This window comes from Cyclobacterium sp. L-R, assembly GCF_056859355.1.
In genome coordinates this window covers 1-19,326 of sequence record NZ_JBSXOH010000029.1, presented here as the reverse complement: position 1 = coordinate 19,326, position 19,326 = coordinate 1, and the positions used below count along the sequence as shown (strand labels likewise).

Genomic DNA, 19,326 nt, shown 5'->3' with positions numbered 1-19,326 from the left:
TATAATTTAAAACAAGGCATGCACCAATTACTTTTTGACTATATCTCTAAATACATGCCACTGACCGATGATGAAAAGAAAGTCATTTTGGATTTGGATTTATTCAGACAGGTAAAAAAAGGAACTTTGCTTTTGAAGGAAGGCGAAAAATCCAATCTGGGTTATTTTGTCCTCAAAGGTTGTATCAGGAAATATTACATTATTGATGGAGAGGAAAAAACAACAAATTTTTATACAGAACTCCAAGGTGAAGTGCCTGAATGTGCAACCAATAACAAGCCATCAACTTATTACCTTTCCTGTATAGAAGATTCAATAATCTCCGCTTCTACACCTGATTTGGATGAAGTTGTTTTTGCTAAATTCCCAAGGTTTGAAACCTTATGTCGTCTAGTTTCAGAAGAATTGCTAGTAAAAATGCAATCCTCGCTTGACGATTTTAAAAATTCTTCCCCTTCTAAGAGATATGAAAATTTATTGGCAACAAGACCTGATTTGATTCAGAGAGTTCCACAACATCAATTGGCAAGCTATTTAGGAATTACCCCTCAATCATTAAGTCGACTGAAAGCAAGACTTGTTAAAGAAAAAAAATAAACCATTTCATTTCTTACCTTAAGTGAACGTTTTTTAGGCTCCCGTCCATGCACCTTTGCAATATCTTTTAACCTAAAAAATTAAAAATATGCAAAAATGGATCTTAGTAATTGTATTGACTGTGCTATTTGCCTCCCCTTTCCAGCTCAAGGCACAGTATGCTAAAAATGACACCACGTACAGCAAGTTCTTTATTGGAAGCTCTTTCTTTGTGTTGGGCAATTTAATTCCTGATGACAACTCCCCAGACTTTGCCCAGTTGAACTTAGGGTACCGCTTAGGCCCTAAAGATGCCTTGTCTTTAGAGCTAAAAACCTGGAAATATGCCTGGTCACTAGGGATTCCCTATGGGGATTCTTTTGAAGCACCTGAGGAAAAGTTTCCAGGCTATATAAGGGAGTTTGGATTTGCCTTTGCCTATCAGCATTTTTGGTGGAAGGGCTTGAATACTGGCCTACACGTAATGAATGGCTGGCAAACATTTAAGGACGAAGAGAACAAAAAAATAAAAAACGGTTTTCAAATCTTCAATACTTACCGAGTTGGCTACCATTTTAGGTTATTCAATGACAAATTCTTCATAGAACCGTCCATTGCAGTTACTCATCGCCCCTATCATACCGAAATGCCTGAATCGTTTAAGCAATTGGACGATAAATGGTCGAAATTTCTAATAGGTGAGCCAGGGCTTCATTTTGGTTATAACTTTTAAAATTACGCAAATAATTTGATTGCCTAATTCAAATAAATAAACCGAAAACTAGTCTACTTGTCGAGCTTAAGGGTAATCCCACCCTTAAGCTTATTTATTTCAAAGCTTGGTTCCCGCAAATATATTTTTTTATAAAAAACTGTCCTGAATATAATTCAAGTCCAATTCCAGCATTTGTTATTTTGCTTATTGCAAGTTGCTCTCTTTTTACTTGCTAATAAAGCCTAAGTAAATCGCCAATTACGGAACTTGCTCCATTGGCTAACTATCTGTATATTAGTATTTATAGTCAACTAAAAACTGACAATGCCTAAAAAATAGGTTAGGATGCAGATAATGAAAAGGTTATTATCCATAATATTTTGTAACCAATAAAAAGAAAACCATAACCAACTACTTACTTTTTCCCTAACCATTACAGTAGCAAGTACTATTTCAGCTTTAACAGTTGTCGTTTGAATTAACATAAAAGATAACCATGTCTAAAAATTGCGAAGATTCACAGCATGTACCTTACGGCCCGAAACAACTTCCATGGACTGCTCAGGTACCAGAAGGAGCCATTGTGTCAAGGCCAAGTAATGACCCAAATGAGGTCTATGTTTCGGTACCACCCAAGGATGTCAATGGAAACTTTCCCCAAATTGACTACAGCCAATTCGAAATCCCTCCTACAGGATTGACAGATGAGGAACGAGAAATAGCCTTGACTTCCTTTAAAGAATTTATTGAAACCCAACATGCTAGTTTTGCGGGTTTTCAGGGAAATCAAGACCAGAATTATGCTGATCGCTTTCCTTACCTCATGGACATGCATGCCAATAATATTGGAGATCCTTTTAGCAGCGGTCGTTATACCCTTAACTCAAAATTCTGTGAGCGAGCAGTTTTAGACTATTTTGCTGCTTTATGGAACAACAATTGGCCCCATACTGCTGCTATCGATCAACAGGATGCAGATTCCAGGTATTGGGGTTATGTACTCACAATGGGATTTACTGAAGGAAATATTTACGGGTTGTTCAATGCCAGAGACTACCTAAAAGGCAAGACCATCCTTGAAGATCAAAAAACAAATGCGCAAATTGATGCTTACACCAGAAGAGGAAGAGAAACAAGGGGACAACATTTTTCTTATAAGGCTCCTATAAAAAATGAAAAAACTTCTGAAAACGCCTACACCCCTGTGCTCTTCTATTCTGAAGATGTTCATTATTCCATACAAAAGGCTTCGCATTTACTGGAATTGCCTACTTTCCAGCAAATAGGACAGGAAAAATATCCCGGACAATGTCCCATTACCAATGATGGAAGTTGGCCTGAAATGGTTCCTTCCCATGATTTTGACAAAGACAATCCAAAGTCAGGATCGGTTAAAATTGATAAATTGACGCTATTGGTTCATTTTTTTGTTGCCAGAGGCTATCCCGTAGTAGTTGTTGCCAATATTGGAACCACCTGGAAAGGGGCTTATGATGATGTGCCTGCCATTAATGCTATGTTAGAAGAGCTAGGCAAAGACTATCCATGGCTTTGGGAACGAAAAGTGATTTATGGAAAGGACGAAAAAGGAAATCCCTTGTATGATATACGGCGAGGTTTTTGGCTTCATGTGGATGGTGCACTCGGTGCGGCTTATCTTCCATTTGTCGAAATGGCCCACAACCGTAAGCTTTTGAGTGAAAAAGGCCCTATGTTTGATTTTCGTAATCCAGCTGTGATGAGTGTGGGTTGCTCCATGCATAAATGGCTTGGAGGGCCTTGGCCTTCAGGTATCTTTATGACTCGAACTGGCTACCAGCTGTTGCCTCCAGATGCAGCAAGTTCCTTTTTAGGTACGCCTGACACCACTCTAGGAGGCTCTCGGTCTGCTTTTTCGCCCATGATCCTATGGGATTATTTTTCCAGAATGAGTTATGAAGACAATATGAATAAGGCCGTTGAAACAGAAAATGTTTCGGCCTATCTGGAGGCAGAATTGTTCAAATTTGAATCTGAATTAAAAGCTAAATTTGGTAACGAAGTGGATCTATGGATTGCCCGGTCCAGCTTAAGTCTGACTGTTCGTTTTCGTTTGGTCAATGAAACTTTAAATTACAAATGGTCCTTAGATACGGATAGACTTTGGGTTCCTGTTTCCGAGAAAGAACGGCAGTTGCGTTCCTATTCCCATATTTTCGTTATGCACTCAGTTGGCAAAGCACGGATTGATGCCTTTATGGCTGATTTAAGAGAAAACTGCAAAACAGATTGGCATATTGCCTTTCCGAAGATAGATTTTAGTGCTGTACCACCAGCCCCAAACCCGGAACTGCAGAAGCCGTAAAATCACCAAGTTTAGGTAGAGATATGTATTTCAGGATTTTCTAAATGTTCTTTCAATTATCCTCCAATGAAAAATATTATACCCCAAAGAAAAAATTCAGCTCCTACTTTTTGTCATTTGAAAATGGTGCCCGTATAGAATTGATGCATTCACCCGATATAAGTGAATGCATAGCCAAATCAGAAATAAAACTAGGCTTAACCCATTTTGCAATCTCAGTAGGGAAGAAAGAGAGGGTAGATTTGCTTACCGAAAGAATATGCAAAAACGGCCATCATATTATTGGTGAACCAAGGACTAATGGAGATGGATACTATGAAAGCGTCATTTCCGACCCCGAAGGAAATTCAATTGAAATTACAGTTTAAAAATACCCTAAAACGCATATGGGTACTTCACTTTTAGATAGACTAAAAATAACGTATTGATGAAAAAAATTGAAGTAGTAGCAGGCATAATTTTTCATGAAGACCAAATCCTATGTGTTCAAAGACCAGTAAACAAACACCAATATATTTCGAAGAAGTTTGAATTTCCTGGCGGAAAAGTAGAACCTGAAGAAACGAAAATAGAGGCTTTGCAACGTGAGTTATTGGAAGAACTGAACATTATTCCTGCCATTAAATCTCTATACCTTACTGTGGAGCATACCTATCCAGATTTTAAGGTGACAATGCATGGTTTCCTATGTGAGGTGGATTCAAAAGCACTTTCCCTCCGTGAGCATATAAGCCAGGAATGGCTAAAACCTGAAGAACTCAATCAGTTGGATTGGGCGGCAGCGGATATACCCATCGTGCAAAAATTACAAAGTAATCATTGAAACATATTTTACCTTAACCAAAAAATGAATCCAATTTCAAACTTTATTGCGCAAATTGACCAGAAGCAATTGTGGGAGAAAAACCTGGAATTGAACAGAAAGGAATATTTAAAGGTTAAGGGTAGCATAGACACAAACCTCTATTTTGTGGTCAGCGGGAGCTTGAGAATCTATGTGCTAGAAAAGTTTGAAGAGAACATAATAAGGTTTGGATACCAAAACAACTTCATTGCTGCATTGGATTCTTTTATTAGTGAAAAGCCTTCTGATTTATACATCCAAGCAATCAAAAAAACGCATTTAAAGGTAATCAAAAAGGCAAGCTTCATGGCATTTATTGACAGCTCAACTGAAAACACCAAAATCTGGCAACAGATGCTCGGAGAGTTAATTTACCAACAGATGGAAAGAGAACGAGATATTTTAACAAGCTCACCACTAGAAAGGTACAAAAGAGTATTGGCCAGAAGTCCTCAATTGTTTCAGGAAATCCCTAACAAACACATCGCTTCTTACTTAAGAATGACACCGGAAACATTGTCTAGGCTAAAAAAATCTTGATCTAAATCAATGTTTTACAATTGATTTACGTCGAATTTTGTTAAAAAAAACGATGAAAATAGCCTCAGAAAAATTAATACAAGATTTAGTGGAACGAACAGGTATTAACATCAATCAGGTAAAAAAATTCAATAGCTTATCTGAAGAAAAACTGAATCAAAAACCCGGATCGGAAAAATGGAGTATTTTGGAATGTATAGAACATCTGAACCTTTATGGAGATTTTTATATCCCGGAAATTAGCAGAAGCATAGCCAAATCAAAAACCGAATCAAATGCGACCTTCAAATCCGGTTTTCTTGGTAACTATTTTGCCAAAACCATGCTACCTAAGGAGAAATTGAACAAAATGAAAACCTTCAAGGACAAAAACCCTATAGGTAGCTCACTGGACAAAACAACTCTCCAGCGGTTTCTAACTCAACAAGTACAGCTATTAGATCTTCTCGAAAAGGCAAAAATGGTAGACCTTAACAAAACCAAAACGGCCATCAGTATCTCAAAATGGCTTAAATTGAAACTCGGCGATACTTTTAGGGTTGTCATTTACCACAATGACCGTCATATGGTACAAGCCAACAAAATTCTACAATAACTAATAGATAGATACTTTCTAGAAATTATTTATTCAGAAACTTCAATGCCATTGTGAACAACATTGTGTCCCCAATCTGCTATGGATTGAACCACCGGAATCAATGTTTTTCCAAAATCGGTCAGGGAATAAACTACTTTAAGAGGGGGTTTACTGGTATATACCTTTCTTTTGATAATACCATCTTCTTCTAAGGTTTTCAACTGCAAGCTTAAAGTACGCTCTGTAACTGTGGGCATTTCTTTCCTCAGTTCATTGTACCTCATGGCTTCATTTCTTAGGTGAAACAGAATTACTGTTTTCCACTTACCACCAATTAGTCCCATAGTTAGACTGGCACAACAAGGGTATTCTTTGCCTTTAAATTTATACATTCATTCAAAAATTTTATACTATCCAATTTGACCGTTATTGCAAAGTTATTACACTATCCTTACTTTTGCAACTATAAAACTTATAGTATAAAATTATGGACATTAAAAATGTATTAAACTGGCGTTATTCAGCTAAAGAATTTGATCCAAACAAGAAAATTTCAAAAGGAGATTTTGAACAGGTCAAGGCACTTTTAAGAATGAGTCCTTCTAGTACGAATTTACAACCCTGGCATTTTATTATTGCATCAACTGAAGAAGGCAAAAAACGAATTGCCAAAGGAACACAAGGGTTTTATTCCTTCAATGAAGCCAAGGTATTAAATGCTTCCCATGTCATTTTATTTTGTTCAAGAATCACTGCAGATGAAGACTATATGCAACATGTATTGGCCGTGGAAGACCTGGATGGCAGGTTCCCAAATGAACAGGTAAAACAAGGCATGCATGGCGGTAGAAACGCCTTTGCAAACATCCACAAATACGATCTGAAAGACTTACCACATTGGTTAGAAAAACAAGTTTATTTAAACATAGGCAATTTCTTACTCGGAGTGGCTGCACTTAACATTGATGCAGTACCTATGGAAGGAATTGACGTTAAAGTATTGGATGAGGAGTTTGGTTTGCGTGAAAAAGGATTTACTGCAGTAACTGCCGTTTCCATAGGTTATCGGACAGAGACTGATTTTAACACTACAGACAAAACGCCAAAATCAAGACTACCAGAGCAGGAGATTTTTACACTTGTTTAAACAGTAATGATTCTAACGGGATTACCCTAATTATCATTTGGTTACCCAATTCAGAATTACATTGGGTATGAAAGTAATTACCTACCGATGTGCTAATAAAAATGACCCTGATTGGGTCATTTTTATTTTTACGTCAAAATAAAATCATTTTATAAAACACTCAAAAGGCATACCCTTATTAATAAAAGATTATCATACCGATTTTTCACATTTGGAATAAACAATGCATTATCCCGGATTATGTAATAGGATTCGTAATGAGTTGCAATCGCAAGAAAATCAGACTGAATGGAGATTTTAGCATAGCACCGCTATGGTGAAATTGAAAACAGCAACGATTGGGTATTTTAAAGCGATTTCAGCACGTAATAGAATGTCTACTGCATATTTCGGGATTACCTACTACTTGTTGTAAATATAACTTTTATTAGGACTAAAATCCCATTAAATTAGGGACATACAAATTAGCCAGCTACCTATAAGCCAATACTTAACGATAAAATGGAAGTTGCAGACCAAGCCCACAATCTTTACCGTAGTAAGGCAACCATTGCAATGAACTCAGTTAATAAAACCATGCGATTCCTTGTAGCATTCCTCCTCATTATTTTTCAAGTTCATTTAAATTATGGACAAACTTCCTTGGCTAAAATAGACCTAGAAAAAGGCCCCTACAGCGTTGGATTTCAGCATTACACCAGCGCAGACAGTTCCAGAACCTACAGTAGAATTTACGATTATAGCAATGAAAAAATCGCAAGGCCCATTCCTATAAGCATATGGTATCCTTCTACCCAAAATGTTGACAGCATAACATCGCTACGGGTTCTTGATTACCTTCAGATTTTAAAAGAGGAAGAGGAATGGGAAAACCTTCCCAATGAACAAATATTGAATTGGTTTTATTATGCCAACAGTCCCGCCAACCAAGCCCATCTTAAGGAGAAAACCAATGCCTATACTGATCTGGAAAAGGCCGAGGGAAAATATCCATTGGTTGTGTATGCACCAAGTTTTCAAGCTTCCTCCATTGAAAATTTCGCCCTGTGCGAATACCTGGCAAGCGAGGGTTTTATAGTAATTGCAAGTCCTAGCAGGGGAACCGAGACACGCTGGTTTGGAAATAAACCAGAGAAGGAAATAGAAACCCAAGCCAGAGATGTTGAATTCCTAATAAAAAAGGCAATGCAACTCCCAAATGCTGATCCCAATAAAATCGCTGTCATGGGCTTTAGTTTTGGCGGCTTATCCAATGTTACTGCCCAGATGCGCAATGAAAACATCAAGGCCATGGTCAGTCTGGATGGTACCGAAAGGTACCAGTATGCTTTATTGAAAAAATCACCCTTCTTTGATTTGAACAAATTGGATGTGCCCTACTTACATATGGCCCAAAAGGACATTCCTGAAATGGTGCTCAAGGAAGACAAGATTGACTCGACTCTTAATACTAGGTTTGATTTATATGACAGCCTATTCCTCAACCGAACTTATCGACTAAAATTTCTTGATTTAACCCACGCGTATTTCAGCACCCTTGGGGTTCTTTTTAAAGCCCGAGACACTAGACAAGACAAAAGTGATCTTGAAATAATGAATGCTTATAAATGGGTATCAATACTTAGTTTGAGCTTTTTGAAAGCCTATTTATTGGATGATAATATTGAAAAAATAACCTTCAAAAACAATTTAGAACAGATTTCAACAAATAATGAAATAATAAGCTACCAAAAGAAGGGGCAAAAAGGCACTGCCTTTACTTTTAATGATTTCAATGATTTGGCTGCTGCAAAGGATTACAATGAACTATGGGAACTATATGAGCAAAGTAAAATTAAACACCCCAACCTTAACCTTCCGGAAGGAAGCTTAAATACCCTAGGACTTCAATTGATTTTTAATTCCAAAACCTCAAATCAAGGGGTGAATGTATTTAAATTGGCAATCAGATTATACCCCAAATCAGCCAATTTATATGATAGTTTGGCTGAGGGCTTTCTTTATTTAGGCAACCATAAAAAAGCCATCGTAAATTTTAAAAAATCACTTGATTTAAACCCTCATAATCAGAATGCCATTGACAGACTCAAGTCCCTTACAGCTACCCCTTAAATATTCACAAAAGCCTTAATCCTACTTTCCATGAACATTACACGTACTTATCATTCTTACATCATCAGTCTTACTTTGGCCTTTAGTGTGTGTTTTTCTTGTACTTCCAATAAAAAGGAAATAAAAGAGGAAAGGTCTCCGAATATCATATTTATTTTAAGTGATGACTTGAGTTGGGGAGACTTAGGCTGCTATGGGCAGGAAAAAATCAAAACCCCAAACATTGACAGAATAGCCTATGAAGGAATCAAGTTTACCAATGCCTATGCAGGTAGTTCTGTTTGTGCTCCTTCCAGATCTTCTCTGATGCAGGGATTGCATCAGGGACATGCCAGAGTAAGGGGGAATTCTTACCAATCGTACCGTGAATCTTTACAAGAAGGAGATTATACAGTTGCCATGTTGCTCAAAGAAGCAGGGTACAAAACCGGTTTATTCGGCAAATGGGGTTTGGCCTTGAATAACCAACCCGGAATCCCGAACAAGATGGGATTCGATGAATTCTATGGATACCTCAATCAGCGTCAAGCCCATACCTATTATCCTGAATTCTTATATCACAATGAGGAAAAAGTATTTTTCTCGGGAAATCAAAACCATTTTGAATATGAAAATTATTCCAAGGCCAGTGCATATGATGAGGAAGGAAAAGTTATTCCAAATGGTATTGAAGACCCCTCAGCTGCTGTTTATTCTTTTGACATCATCAATGAAAAAGCCTTAGATTTTGTAAAACAGAACAAAGACCAGCCTTTCTTCTTGTACCTTGCGAATACCGTTCCGCATGGCCCACTTATCGTACCAGAACTTGGCCAATACAAAGACAAAGAATGGCCAATCCAACACAAAGAATGGGCGGCTATGGTTTCCAGAATGGATGGAGAAGTGGGCAAATTAATGAACTTACTGGATTCCTTGGACTTGGATGATGACACCATTATCTTCTTTGCCTCTGACAATGGGAATTCAAGTCAGGGCTATGAAAAAAGATACCTCGATGTTCAGGAGGGGCCTACATTGAGTGCGTTTTTCAAACACCGGTCTCCTACCAGAGGTCAGAAAGGAAACGAATACAATGGGGGATTTCATATTCCAGCTATTGCTCGTTGGCCTGCACACATTGCAGCAGGCACAGAAAGTGATCATATCTGGGCTTTTTGGGATTTCCTTCCCACAGCAGCTGATTTGGCTGGAGTAAGTCCCCCTTCGGGCTTGGATGGAATCAGTATATTGCCAACCCTCATCGGCAAAGGAGTACAGAAGCAACATGAATACCTCTACTGGGAACACAATCAAAATCAAGCCATAAGATGGGGAGACTATTTTGGCCACAAGGCAAGTGGTGCGGATTTGGAATTGTACAATTTAAAAACTGATCCGCAACAGCAAAATGACATCAGTGATGACAATACGGAGATGGTGGAAAAAATCAATAATATGATGGCTGATTCCCATCGTTCCAGCGATGTATGGCCAAGCCCAGGTGAAAGTAAGGAAGCTTTTCAGAAAAGGATGGAAGAGCAAAACATTCCTAAAAAACCCAATAATATTGGCCATTTTTAGGGAGGAAATAAAATGGAAATACAAAAGGGAAATGGCTTTAAATCTTAAAATTCGAAAACAACCAACCGAAACATTTGTAATTTTTTAATTATTTAAAAAAAACCATTTTCAGTTTAATTATCTTATCCTTAATCCATAAAGACTGCCTGAGTATACGGGTTTTATCTATTTTTCCTTTAACTATTAAAAAGTTTGAATAAAATCGAGGGATTTTTTCCTTTAGCCCGTCTAACTTATTAAATGATTCTATTCAATAGCAATTTTTAATTTTAGGAATAATGAAAGTCCCAAGTTTATTAACACTCGTTTTTGTAGTATCAAGCCTTTTGTTTTCTTCATGCGCCAGTGATGAAGAAACTTGTACTGAAACTACATGGTATCAGGATTCAGATGGTGACGGTTTGGGAAATCCAAGTGTAAGTACCACATCTTGTACCCAACCCAGTGGATATGTGGCAGACAGCAATGATGATGATGACTCCATTGCAACCTCCACGGGTAGTACACCTGTAGCAGCTTTCGATGAATTCAATGAAGATGCGGTGACTGTTTCTTTTGATGACGATGAGATAACCATTGAATCCAACGGATTGCCAAATCATACCTCACCCTACTGGAGCGAAAGCAACAGCTTGTATATAGCACCAAGTGTGGCCAATGAAAGTCAAATGTCTCCAGGTACTATATCAAGCACGAGTTACACACTTACTGTGCAAGCTACTCCGGAGAAGGCTTCTTCAAGTTCAGCTACAGGATTGGGGGCTATAGGCATCGCTGTGACCGGAGCTCCAATTTTTAATGATGAAGAAGGTCCAAATATCGCTTTATCTGCCAATGTAGCCTCTGGTTTCGACTATGCAGGTGCGCATATGGGACCTACCGGTTACCATTACCATTTGGAGGCTTCAAATGTGACGGAAAACACCACTTTGTCCTATGACGATGAAAAACTAGTAGGAATACTACAGGATGGTTTTTTACTCTACGGAAGAAAATGTGATGCTACAAGTGATCACCCTTCAGATTTAGACGCTTCAGGTGGACATATTGCTGCTACCCAACATAGTGATGGAGAAGAATTTTATCATTATCACATCATCAACGAGACCTATATAGGTTCATACATTCTGTTATTTGGTGTAGACCTTCAAGGCACTCCTAACACCATTATGTAAACTTGTTCTTTTTTGATTTATTGATTTTAATTTATCCAGTATTTCACTTTATGGAAGGGAACCAAGAAAATAACGAATAATCCATGAGAAACTTAATGTGTATCCTTCTAATTCAATTGATCGTCAGCTGTGGACAAGCCTCAAAAAAGGATGATAAAAGCCTTAAACAGGAAACATTCACCCGCTTGGAGGTTCCCTCAAGTACGATCGATAAATCAAGGCTTGTTTATGACAACAAGATTTCGATTTGGACCTTAGATGGGGAAAAATTTTCAGGTTATGCTTTAACTTATTTTCCTGACGGCACTATAAAACAAAAGATGGGTATCCTGGAAGGTCGAAAGCAAAATGAAACCAAGGATTGGTATGCCAATGGACAAATCAAACACATAGCCCATTATCACAAGGGGAAATTACATGGTGAGAAAAAAACCTGGTCTGCCGATTCAAGGCACCTTTTAATCTCCCACCTAAATTATAATTCAGGAAAGTTACATGGGGTGCAAAAAAAATGGTACTCCACAGGTGAGCTATTTAAGGTACTCAATATGAATATGGGCAAAGAGGAAGGCATCCAAAAAGCTTTTAGGGAAAATGGAGACCTCTTCGCCAATTATGAAGCAAAGGATGGGAGAAATTACGGGCTAAAAAGAGCTTTTCTTTGTGTAGGGCTGGAAGATGAAGTAGTACAGTATGAAAATTAAAAGATTTTTGGTTTAATCCGTCTTCATCCCTAATTTTTGGCTGGTCAAAATTTTAGAAAGAAACGTTTCTTAAAATTCTAAATCTCCCATTTCGCTTAGAAGGATTTGCTGATAATTGGTTTTTAAATAAATTTTGGGATTGTTAATATTTTTGGATTGTTATCCCGTTTTAATTAGATATTCTTGCCATTCCCTAAAGAAACAGAGAAGCCTGACAGGCTGAAACTATAAAAGCCACGGGTGAAGCCCGTGGTAAAGGAAATCTGCACGAACTTGATTTTGGCGGTATTGTTGCACATTTTCTGCAACAATGCTGACAAAATCATACTAACCGAAACGCTTTAAAGGACTAAATAATAAAATTACACAGCTTTGTGACTTTGGCTTAACGGGATTCAGTTCCTAAGCCTACCCAAGCCATTGATTCCAATCCCATATTGAAGAAGAGCCTTTTAATGAAAGTTGAAAACTTTCTTTATGGTAGGTCTAAGTTACGCAACGATAAACTTTGACCAGGTGCAAATCAGATGTAGGTCAACACTAAACTTACAAATCCCCTGAGGAGCCTATGCTTTGGCTTTGATTTTCTAGAAACTGCAACAGCTGACGCTTCACAAAACTGTTATCATGGGGTACCATCTGCTTTAGTGCCTGATTAAACTCAAGATTTTTTACTTTATGATGTGAAAAAAGCTTCAATAACTTTCCCAATTGTGACCCGTTCAATTCTTCAAGGATGGAAATTGAAGCATGCAAAACGGAACCATGTAAATGAGGCGCATCAACCAATTTATCAAAAATCATGTTTTCAATACTATAGTCCACCTTGCCTATAAGCCTGAAAAGATGAAGCTGCAAATGCTCTGATTCCAGTTGCTTTGAAGAAAGTGATTTCAAAAGCAGGTAGGATTGAAAATGCTCCCCCTCAAGAAGTATCCTCACTAGGGATTCAACCACAGAATCATCCAAATCAGAAAGCTGAGCGATCCTTTCCAAAGCCCAGGTTTGGTCACTTTGATCTTTGCTCTGCAGGATTTTATTAAACAATGAGGAATTGAGCTGCTGCTCTGTCAGGCGAATCACTTCTTGTTGAATGGGACCATGGATCAGATTCCACAGTTTATGGGTAGTATAAGCAGCTCCGGGTACAATATATTCCAACACGTCTTTCATTGTGGCGCCCGAAACACCATCCATGGATTGGCTGACTGTATCCGGCCTTTTGACCAACTCCTCAAAAGTATAATTGCCCAAAGGTAGGAATGGATCAGCCAACAACTGATCCAGTTCCTCGTACTCTTCTTGAGAAAAGGGTTCATGGTCAAATTTACTAAGGAACTCTCCATCCACCAGTTCAAAGCCCAGGTACCTACCGGTAATGTTCCAGTAGATCAGGATATTCAGGGGTCGGCACTCATTTTCAAAGCATACCCCTTCCTGAAATGCTATATAATAATGCACAGGAGTACCAGTAGATGTTTTCACCTGGTAAATATCCTGACTTGATAAAGAATCATAAATAGAGGATACAATCACCTCAGAGGAATCAGTTAGCGGTATGGTGGATTGTTGAAAATATCGAATGTCCTCTCCATTTTCGAAAGAAAATGGGAGCAATAATGCACCAACCAATAAGCCTTTGATCCAATTGATCATCTATTTATTTTTTGAACCAGAAATATGCAATAGACCTTCTATTGCGTAATGAAATCATTTCCCTAAAAAAAATCAGACAGGTAGAGAAATATCAAGAAACCCTATTTTTCAATTCCTTCTAAATCTTATAATTACAGGAATAGTTTACCTCTTTTATTTATTGAAGACTTTCGCTAATGGTTATCCAAATTTCTACCTATTCATTTTTGGCCCTGAGGATGGACAAATCAGGGCAGGCCTTGATCCAAAAACGAATCTAAAAGATCAAGGCTGTATGTAAATCTTAACGCAAAATGAATCACTCCCTGGCTAAACAAAAAAAACTCGGCCGAGAAGGCCTCAAACAGTTTTTTGTTTTTAACGCCATTGAGTAATCCATTTTACTAATTTCCATAAGGCCGAAATAAATTAGAAATTCGTAACAGTACCAAAATTAACGGTCTCACCATACTTTTTTCTTAGATCTTAAAGTCCGGGTTGAATGAACAACTTATGCATTGGGTACTATTCCTCCATGTTCCTTTAGCATATTTTTCAATTCTGGAAGAGGAACATTTGCTGGTGTTACCTTATGTTTGATGGCCAATACTGCTGCGGCCGCTGCGGCCTGCGCCATTCCCATACACGATGCCTGAACTCGAAGTGCAGAATTGGCAAGCCTGTCACTACTCAGGCAACGACCAGCAACTAAGAAGTTCTGGCTGTTTTTGGGTATCAATGCCCTGAGCGGTATGGTGGCAACGACGTCCTCCTTTAAAAATTCCTGATAAATGGATTTTCCGTCTCTATGCAAATCAATAGGGTAAAATGAATAGGACAAGGAGTCTTCAAAGACTTTCCCTGAAACATAGTCATTATGAGTGATTTTATAGAGTCCGTCAATTCGGTAGGTTTCCCGAATGGCCGTCTCAGGTCGTGCATCCAATAATTTTATCTTTTCACAACCTGGGAATGTTCTTAATTTCCTAATCAATTGCAACAATGAAGCCCTTCCCTCCAGGTTGGCCTTTGTATGTAGCTCCGAAGTAGAGGAGTCAGCACCATGTACGTAGACATAATTATAAGGAGAAGTTGGAGGGAAATTATTAACCGATGACTCCACTTTCACATCACTATTGATAAGCATGTTTTGCTTGAGCCTGGAATGGTATTCTTTAGGAATCTTCGACAGGTCCAGCTTTTCCAAATCATAGCCACCTATTCTGAATACAAATGATCCAGGTTGGGTATCTTCTTCTCTCAAAAGCTTAAAACCTGCTATAGAGGCTGCGGTAGCATTACCGGTACAATCTATAATCTGATCACATATAATCTCATTGCTAAGCCCTTTACCCACTGTTTTCACAAACCATTTTCCATCTTTAAATTCGATACTTGTAGGCGTTTCGTAATAGTGAATATCAACTCCTGCTTCCACACACTTCTCCTCCGCAATCATGGCATAGAGTGATGGATTGACAGTTACCTGATGCCTCCAATGACGAATGGTTGTATTATTGGGTATAATGGAGAAGTTGGGTAGGATATCATCGTTTAGATTTACGGCTTCCATCACTAGTTCCCATCCTATGCCTCCGATGACCTGTTTTCCCCAGGCATGGAAAATCCCGGGAAAGGAAACCCCTCCGGTAGTGGTTGTTCCTCCAAGTTGACTACCACTTTCGACCAGGGTTGTTTTAGCTCCCGCTCTTCCTGCCTGAATGGCTGCTACCACTCCAGCAGTACCACCACCAACGATCAAAATATCGGTTTCAATAGTTTTCTCCGTGATTTTATACGGTTTTTTTACTACCTCTGCTTTTGAAAGTGGTGAGGAGGCTAATCCAAGGGAAATGGCTCCCATGGTGGCCATCATCTTTCTACGCTTCATATGTTTAGTTTTTAACCCTTTTTACATGCTCAAGGCATGCCGGTAAATAAATGTACAAGGTAATTTTTTTAAAGGACATTCCTTAAGGGTAAAGAAAAAAACACAAACAATACATAAATTTCGGCAGACGAGAATCCGATGCCTATGCTTGTTGAAGGCAGAGGTATCAATGAAAACAAGTACGTTAATACAAAATGTGGTTTCGACAGGCTCAACCACCGGAATCGTACCGGCGCCTGAGCTTGTCGAAGGCAAGGGTTTCAGAAACTCAACCGGCGCCTGAGCTTGTCGAAGGCAGAGGTCTCGGATAACGGGAACATTACTACGACACGTGGTTTCGACAGGCTCAACCACCGTGGGCGTACCGGTGACTGAACTTGTCGTAGGCATAGTTTTCGGAAACCCAGCCGGCGCCTGAGCTTGTCGAAGGCTAAGGGTTCGGAAATCGTGAACATAACTACACTACGTGGTTTCGACAGGCTCAACCACCGGGGACGTACTGGCGCCTGAGCTTGTCGAAGCCAGCTTGTCGAAGCCAGACTTCCGAAGCCAAAGGATTTTACTTATATTGGTTATTTTACAGTGGATTACAAAAATCAAGTACAAATAACTAACATAAAATTGTTCAAAGAACTATTCCTACGGTACAGCAATCCTTTTAATTAAAAATAAAACCATCCTATAATGAAAACAATGACTTGTAAACAACTGGGGGGAGCCTGTGAGCTGGCATTTCATGCCAACACCTTTGAGGAAATGGCTGCACTCAGCAAAAACCATGGCATGGAAATGTTCCAAAAAAAGGATCCCGCCCATTTGAATGCCATGGGAGAAATGCAGCAACTGATGCAATCTCCTGAGAAAATGAAAAAATGGTTTGATGACAAAAGAAGGGAATTTGATGCATTGCCAGACAATCAATAGTAAGTCTCAAACAAAAAAACATGTATAAACAAAGAAAAACCCCAGGCGTTTATGTCACGGAAATAGATTCCTATGGGAATTCAATAGTACCAGTAGCCACCGCCATTCCGGCTTTTATAGGCTATACGCAAAACACAAGTTACAATGGCGAGGATTTATGCAATAAGCCGCGGAGGGTAACCTCACCGTCTGAATTTTATACGATTTACGGTAAAGAACCACCTTTGATTCAATTATACCTTGAAAAGACCGAGTCAAGTGAAGCCGACTTCATTGGTGAAAACGGGGAAAACTACCTGCTCAAAGCCAATGGGCCGCATTACCGGATGTACAAGGCAGTAAAATTTTTCTATCAAAATGGTGGAAATCAATGTTATATCGTAAGTGTGGGTAATTACACTCTTGCCCCAAATTTAGCAGACCTAATAGCAGGAATTGATCTATTCGAAAAAGTACCGGAACCTACCCTGCTCCTTGTTCCGGATGCTGTGGAATTATTTGATGAAAGCCAAATCCCTTTGAAGGACAAATTCAAAGCCGCTTATACCTTACAATCCCATATGGTCAACCATTGTGGAAGTATGGGCAATCGAATGGCTATATTAGACATTCCTTGGGCTTATTGGCAAACTGAAAAAAATCCTTCAGAGAGCATTGATGCCTTTCGAGAAAACCTGAACCCTATCCGGCCAAACTACAAGGCTTATGCAGCTGCTTATTATCCCTGGCTTCATACATTGCTGTACTCAAAAGAGGATTTTTCTTATAATAACCTAACGGCCAATGCCCTGAAAACCCTGGACTACTTGCTCCAATTAGAAGCCAAAAAAATACCTGAAGTTAATAGAGGTTCATTCTTATTGATGATCTCCCAACTTACAGGCCAAGCGGCTGGGAAAGGTGTTGATGATCCACCTATCACAAACAGCAAACTAAGTAAAGAAGATCAACTAAAAATCGAAGAGAAAAATAGGCCGAAGGCGGACCACAACCTCCAATTGATAAGCAAAACCTATCAATTGCTAAGGGAGGCCATTTTAAAAAAATTAAATTTGACCCCGGCTTCCGGTGCTATCGCAGGAATTTATACCACCGTAGACAATGCAGAAGGGGTTTGGAAAGCCCCTGCAAATATTAACATTATTGGTGCAGTTGCTCCGGCGATAGCTATAAGCCATGATACTCAGGAAGACCTAATTGCCCCTCTATCAGGGAAAGCCATCAATCCCATTCGATTATTTCCGGGCAATGGCCTGCTAGTCTGGGGCGCAAGGACACTGGATGGCAACTCCGGGGATTGGAGGTATATCCACGTAAAGCGTACCGCTATCTATCTGGAACAATCGATTAAATACGCCATTCAGGCCTATAAATTTCAACCCAATAATGCCAATACCTGGTTTGCAATAAAAAGCGTGATTGACTCCTTTTTAACCAATGTATGGAAACTAGGAGGTCTTATGGGTGCTAGTTCTGCAGATGCTTATGCTGTAGCGGTAGGTTTGGGAAGCACCATGACGGCAGAAGACATTTTAAACAGTATCTTACGTGTATCCGTAAAAGTAGCCCTCACTCACCCCGCAGAGTTTATCGAAATCAGCTTTGAGGAGAAGATGATAGAGGGATAGTGGTTCGGAAAAAAAATTGTATTATGAATTGAGATAGATGAAAATAGATGTAGCCTTGATGTTATTCTCTCCTTTGAAAAGTCATTTTTGGGTAAAGAGTGCCATTGAAAACTATTGAAACCAGATAACTTTTATTATTTTTATACTTATGACGATTGAAGAAAGAAAAATAGCACTTATCAACTGGATTACAAACTTGGAGGATGAGCAGAAAATCAATCAAATTGAAGCTTTTCGCCAAGCTTCAACAGAAGATTTACCAGGAAAGATCGTTGAATTACTTAAGATTTCGGATGCTGAGAAAATAGAAAATTGCATTGAGCACAGCAGTTTAAGAGATCTTCTAAAAAACCAATGAAGAAATTAATCTGGACCCCAACTGCAATTAGATCACTTCAAGTGATCTTAGATTTTTTAGGAGAAGTCTGGAATCAAAAAGTAATTGATACTTTCCTTACCCAACTTGATTATAGAATTGAGCAAATAAAGATCGACCCCGAACTTGCTCCCATCTTTGAAAATAGTGATATACGGCAATTGATAATTCATAATACGGTTTCACTATTTTACAAGCACAGCCCTGAGCATATAAAAATCCTTCTGATTTGGGACAATAGACAAAACCCTAATGAATTGTTTAGAAAGCTAACAGATGCAAACAGCCGTTAAACTAAAGACATGAATATACCGGAGCCTGAGCTTGTCGAAGGCAAAGGGTTCGGAAAACGGGAACATAACTACAATACGTGGTTTCGACAGGCTCAACCACCGGAATCGTACCGGCGCCTGAGCTTGTCGTAGGCTAGGGTTTCGGAAACCCAACCGGAGCCTGAGCTTGTCGAAGGCAAAGGGTTCGGAAAACGGGAACATAACTACAATACGTGGTTTCGACAGGCTCAACCACCGGAATCGTACCGGCGCCTGAGCTTGTCGTAGGCTAGGGTTTCGGAA

The 19,326-nt window shown here is 39.0% G+C and carries 19 protein-coding genes; 16 read left to right on the top strand and 3 right to left on the bottom strand.

The window, feature by feature from the left end:
* Positions 1 to 18 precede the first annotated feature (18 nt).
* The 7 genes from AC13EX_RS02245 to AC13EX_RS02215 all read left to right on the top strand — a co-directional run bounded on the left by AC13EX_RS02245 (position 19) and on the right by AC13EX_RS02215 (position 5,614).
* Positions 19 to 597, top strand: a complete 579-nt coding sequence (locus AC13EX_RS02245; RefSeq protein ID WP_482891373.1) for a Crp/Fnr family transcriptional regulator — start codon at positions 19 to 21, stop codon at positions 595 to 597.
* A gap of 88 nt (positions 598 to 685) precedes the next feature.
* Positions 686 to 1,309, top strand: a complete 624-nt coding sequence (locus AC13EX_RS02240) for a hypothetical protein (RefSeq protein ID WP_482891372.1) — start codon at positions 686 to 688, stop codon at positions 1,307 to 1,309.
* Positions 1,310 to 1,787: 478 nt separating this feature from the next.
* The gene (locus AC13EX_RS02235) at positions 1,788 to 3,635 is read left to right on the top strand and encodes a pyridoxal-dependent decarboxylase (RefSeq protein WP_482891371.1); all 1,848 of its coding nucleotides are present in this window, start codon (positions 1,788 to 1,790) and stop codon (positions 3,633 to 3,635) included.
* A gap of 44 nt (positions 3,636 to 3,679) precedes the next feature.
* Positions 3,680 to 4,003, top strand: coding sequence for a VOC family protein (locus tag AC13EX_RS02230; protein ID WP_482891370.1), 324 nt, complete (start codon positions 3,680 to 3,682; stop codon positions 4,001 to 4,003).
* Between the two features lie 59 nt (positions 4,004 to 4,062).
* Positions 4,063 to 4,458 carry a (deoxy)nucleoside triphosphate pyrophosphohydrolase gene (locus AC13EX_RS02225; protein WP_482891369.1) on the top strand — a complete coding sequence of 132 codons (396 nt, stop codon included), beginning with the start codon at positions 4,063 to 4,065 and terminating at the stop codon, positions 4,456 to 4,458.
* A 24-nt stretch (positions 4,459 to 4,482) separates the two neighbouring features.
* Positions 4,483 to 5,019 (top strand): Crp/Fnr family transcriptional regulator, encoded by a 537-nt coding sequence (locus AC13EX_RS02220; protein ID WP_482891368.1) that lies wholly within the window; start codon positions 4,483 to 4,485, stop codon positions 5,017 to 5,019.
* A gap of 52 nt (positions 5,020 to 5,071) precedes the next feature.
* Positions 5,072 to 5,614, top strand: a complete 543-nt coding sequence (locus AC13EX_RS02215; protein ID WP_482891367.1) for a DinB family protein — start codon at positions 5,072 to 5,074, stop codon at positions 5,612 to 5,614.
* 29 nt (positions 5,615 to 5,643) lie between these two features.
* On the opposite strand, the gene AC13EX_RS02210 is transcribed toward AC13EX_RS02215, so the two are convergent.
* Entirely contained in the window at positions 5,644 to 5,988 is a 345-nt protein-coding gene (locus AC13EX_RS02210; RefSeq protein WP_014021999.1) for a winged helix-turn-helix transcriptional regulator, read from the bottom strand.
* A 95-nt stretch (positions 5,989 to 6,083) separates the two neighbouring features.
* Between AC13EX_RS02210 and nfsB the strand changes: the two genes are divergently transcribed.
* The 5 genes from nfsB to AC13EX_RS02185 all read left to right on the top strand — a co-directional run bounded on the left by nfsB (position 6,084) and on the right by AC13EX_RS02185 (position 12,297).
* A complete protein-coding gene (gene nfsB / locus AC13EX_RS02205) occupies positions 6,084 to 6,743 on the top strand; it encodes an oxygen-insensitive NAD(P)H nitroreductase (protein WP_482891366.1) in 660 nt (219 codons plus the stop codon).
* Between the two features lie 501 nt (positions 6,744 to 7,244).
* Entirely contained in the window at positions 7,245 to 8,855 is a 1,611-nt protein-coding gene (locus AC13EX_RS02200; protein WP_482891365.1) for an alpha/beta hydrolase, read from the top strand.
* A 30-nt stretch (positions 8,856 to 8,885) separates the two neighbouring features.
* Positions 8,886 to 10,418 (top strand): arylsulfatase, encoded by a 1,533-nt coding sequence (locus tag AC13EX_RS02195; RefSeq protein WP_482891364.1) that lies wholly within the window; start codon positions 8,886 to 8,888, stop codon positions 10,416 to 10,418.
* A gap of 278 nt (positions 10,419 to 10,696) precedes the next feature.
* Positions 10,697 to 11,593, top strand: coding sequence for a YHYH protein (locus AC13EX_RS02190; protein ID WP_482891363.1), 897 nt, complete (start codon positions 10,697 to 10,699; stop codon positions 11,591 to 11,593).
* 83 nt (positions 11,594 to 11,676) lie between these two features.
* Positions 11,677 to 12,297, top strand: coding sequence for a toxin-antitoxin system YwqK family antitoxin (locus tag AC13EX_RS02185; protein ID WP_482891362.1), 621 nt, complete (start codon positions 11,677 to 11,679; stop codon positions 12,295 to 12,297).
* Between the two features lie 546 nt (positions 12,298 to 12,843).
* Here the strand turns inward: AC13EX_RS02185 and AC13EX_RS02180 are convergent.
* Both AC13EX_RS02180 and AC13EX_RS02175 read right to left on the bottom strand, forming a co-directional pair.
* A complete protein-coding gene (locus AC13EX_RS02180) occupies positions 12,844 to 13,953 on the bottom strand; it encodes a hypothetical protein (RefSeq protein WP_482891361.1) in 1,110 nt (369 codons plus the stop codon).
* A 490-nt stretch (positions 13,954 to 14,443) separates the two neighbouring features.
* Entirely contained in the window at positions 14,444 to 15,823 is a 1,380-nt protein-coding gene (locus AC13EX_RS02175; protein ID WP_482891360.1) for an FAD-dependent oxidoreductase, read from the bottom strand.
* A gap of 684 nt (positions 15,824 to 16,507) precedes the next feature.
* On the opposite strand from AC13EX_RS02175, the gene AC13EX_RS02170 reads away from it, so the two are divergent.
* From AC13EX_RS02170 to AC13EX_RS02155, 4 genes are all read left to right on the top strand, one after another.
* Complete coding sequence (locus AC13EX_RS02170) at positions 16,508 to 16,747, top strand: DUF1059 domain-containing protein (RefSeq protein ID WP_482891359.1); 240 nt, start codon at positions 16,508 to 16,510, stop codon at positions 16,745 to 16,747.
* Positions 16,748 to 16,767: 20 nt separating this feature from the next.
* On the top strand, positions 16,768 to 18,375 hold the full coding sequence (locus AC13EX_RS02165) for a phage tail sheath family protein (RefSeq protein ID WP_482891358.1): 1,608 nt from the start codon (positions 16,768 to 16,770) through the stop codon (positions 18,373 to 18,375).
* Positions 18,376 to 18,523: 148 nt separating this feature from the next.
* Positions 18,524 to 18,733, top strand: a complete 210-nt coding sequence (locus AC13EX_RS02160; RefSeq protein WP_482891357.1) for a hypothetical protein — start codon at positions 18,524 to 18,526, stop codon at positions 18,731 to 18,733.
* Positions 18,730 to 19,044 carry a type II toxin-antitoxin system RelE/ParE family toxin gene (locus AC13EX_RS02155; protein ID WP_482891356.1) on the top strand — a complete coding sequence of 105 codons (315 nt, stop codon included), beginning with the start codon at positions 18,730 to 18,732 and terminating at the stop codon, positions 19,042 to 19,044. Before AC13EX_RS02160 ends, AC13EX_RS02155 begins: the two co-directional genes overlap by 4 nt.
* The last annotated feature ends 282 nt before the right edge of the window (positions 19,045 to 19,326 follow it).

Bases quoted from the DNA above. Each gene is read 5' to 3' on its own strand.
- AC13EX_RS02180 (WP_482891361.1), bottom strand. From the start codon at position 13,953: ATGATCAATTGGATCAAAGGCTTATTGGTTGGTGCATTATTGCTCCCA.
- AC13EX_RS02225 (WP_482891369.1), top strand. From the start codon at position 4,063: ATGAAAAAAATTGAAGTAGTAGCAGGCATAATTTTTCATGAAGACCAA.
- AC13EX_RS02190 (WP_482891363.1), top strand. From the start codon at position 10,697: ATGAAAGTCCCAAGTTTATTAACACTCGTTTTTGTAGTATCAAGCCTT.
- AC13EX_RS02230 (WP_482891370.1), top strand. From the start codon at position 3,680: ATGTTCTTTCAATTATCCTCCAATGAAAAATATTATACCCCAAAGAAA.
- AC13EX_RS02220 (WP_482891368.1), top strand. From the start codon at position 4,483: ATGAATCCAATTTCAAACTTTATTGCGCAAATTGACCAGAAGCAATTG.
- nfsB (WP_482891366.1), top strand. From the start codon at position 6,084: ATGGACATTAAAAATGTATTAAACTGGCGTTATTCAGCTAAAGAATTT.
- AC13EX_RS02215 (WP_482891367.1), top strand. From the start codon at position 5,072: ATGAAAATAGCCTCAGAAAAATTAATACAAGATTTAGTGGAACGAACA.
- AC13EX_RS02155 (WP_482891356.1), top strand. From the start codon at position 18,730: ATGAAGAAATTAATCTGGACCCCAACTGCAATTAGATCACTTCAAGTG.
- AC13EX_RS02195 (WP_482891364.1), top strand. From the start codon at position 8,886: ATGAACATTACACGTACTTATCATTCTTACATCATCAGTCTTACTTTG.
- AC13EX_RS02170 (WP_482891359.1), top strand. From the start codon at position 16,508: ATGAAAACAATGACTTGTAAACAACTGGGGGGAGCCTGTGAGCTGGCA.
- AC13EX_RS02210 (WP_014021999.1), bottom strand. From the start codon at position 5,988: ATGTATAAATTTAAAGGCAAAGAATACCCTTGTTGTGCCAGTCTAACT.
- AC13EX_RS02160 (WP_482891357.1), top strand. From the start codon at position 18,524: ATGACGATTGAAGAAAGAAAAATAGCACTTATCAACTGGATTACAAAC.
- AC13EX_RS02235 (WP_482891371.1), top strand. From the start codon at position 1,788: ATGTCTAAAAATTGCGAAGATTCACAGCATGTACCTTACGGCCCGAAA.
- AC13EX_RS02200 (WP_482891365.1), top strand. From the start codon at position 7,245: ATGGAAGTTGCAGACCAAGCCCACAATCTTTACCGTAGTAAGGCAACC.
- AC13EX_RS02175 (WP_482891360.1), bottom strand. From the start codon at position 15,823: ATGAAGCGTAGAAAGATGATGGCCACCATGGGAGCCATTTCCCTTGGA.
- AC13EX_RS02185 (WP_482891362.1), top strand. From the start codon at position 11,677: ATGAGAAACTTAATGTGTATCCTTCTAATTCAATTGATCGTCAGCTGT.
- AC13EX_RS02240 (WP_482891372.1), top strand. From the start codon at position 686: ATGCAAAAATGGATCTTAGTAATTGTATTGACTGTGCTATTTGCCTCC.
- AC13EX_RS02245 (WP_482891373.1), top strand. From the start codon at position 19: ATGCACCAATTACTTTTTGACTATATCTCTAAATACATGCCACTGACC.
- AC13EX_RS02165 (WP_482891358.1), top strand. From the start codon at position 16,768: ATGTATAAACAAAGAAAAACCCCAGGCGTTTATGTCACGGAAATAGAT.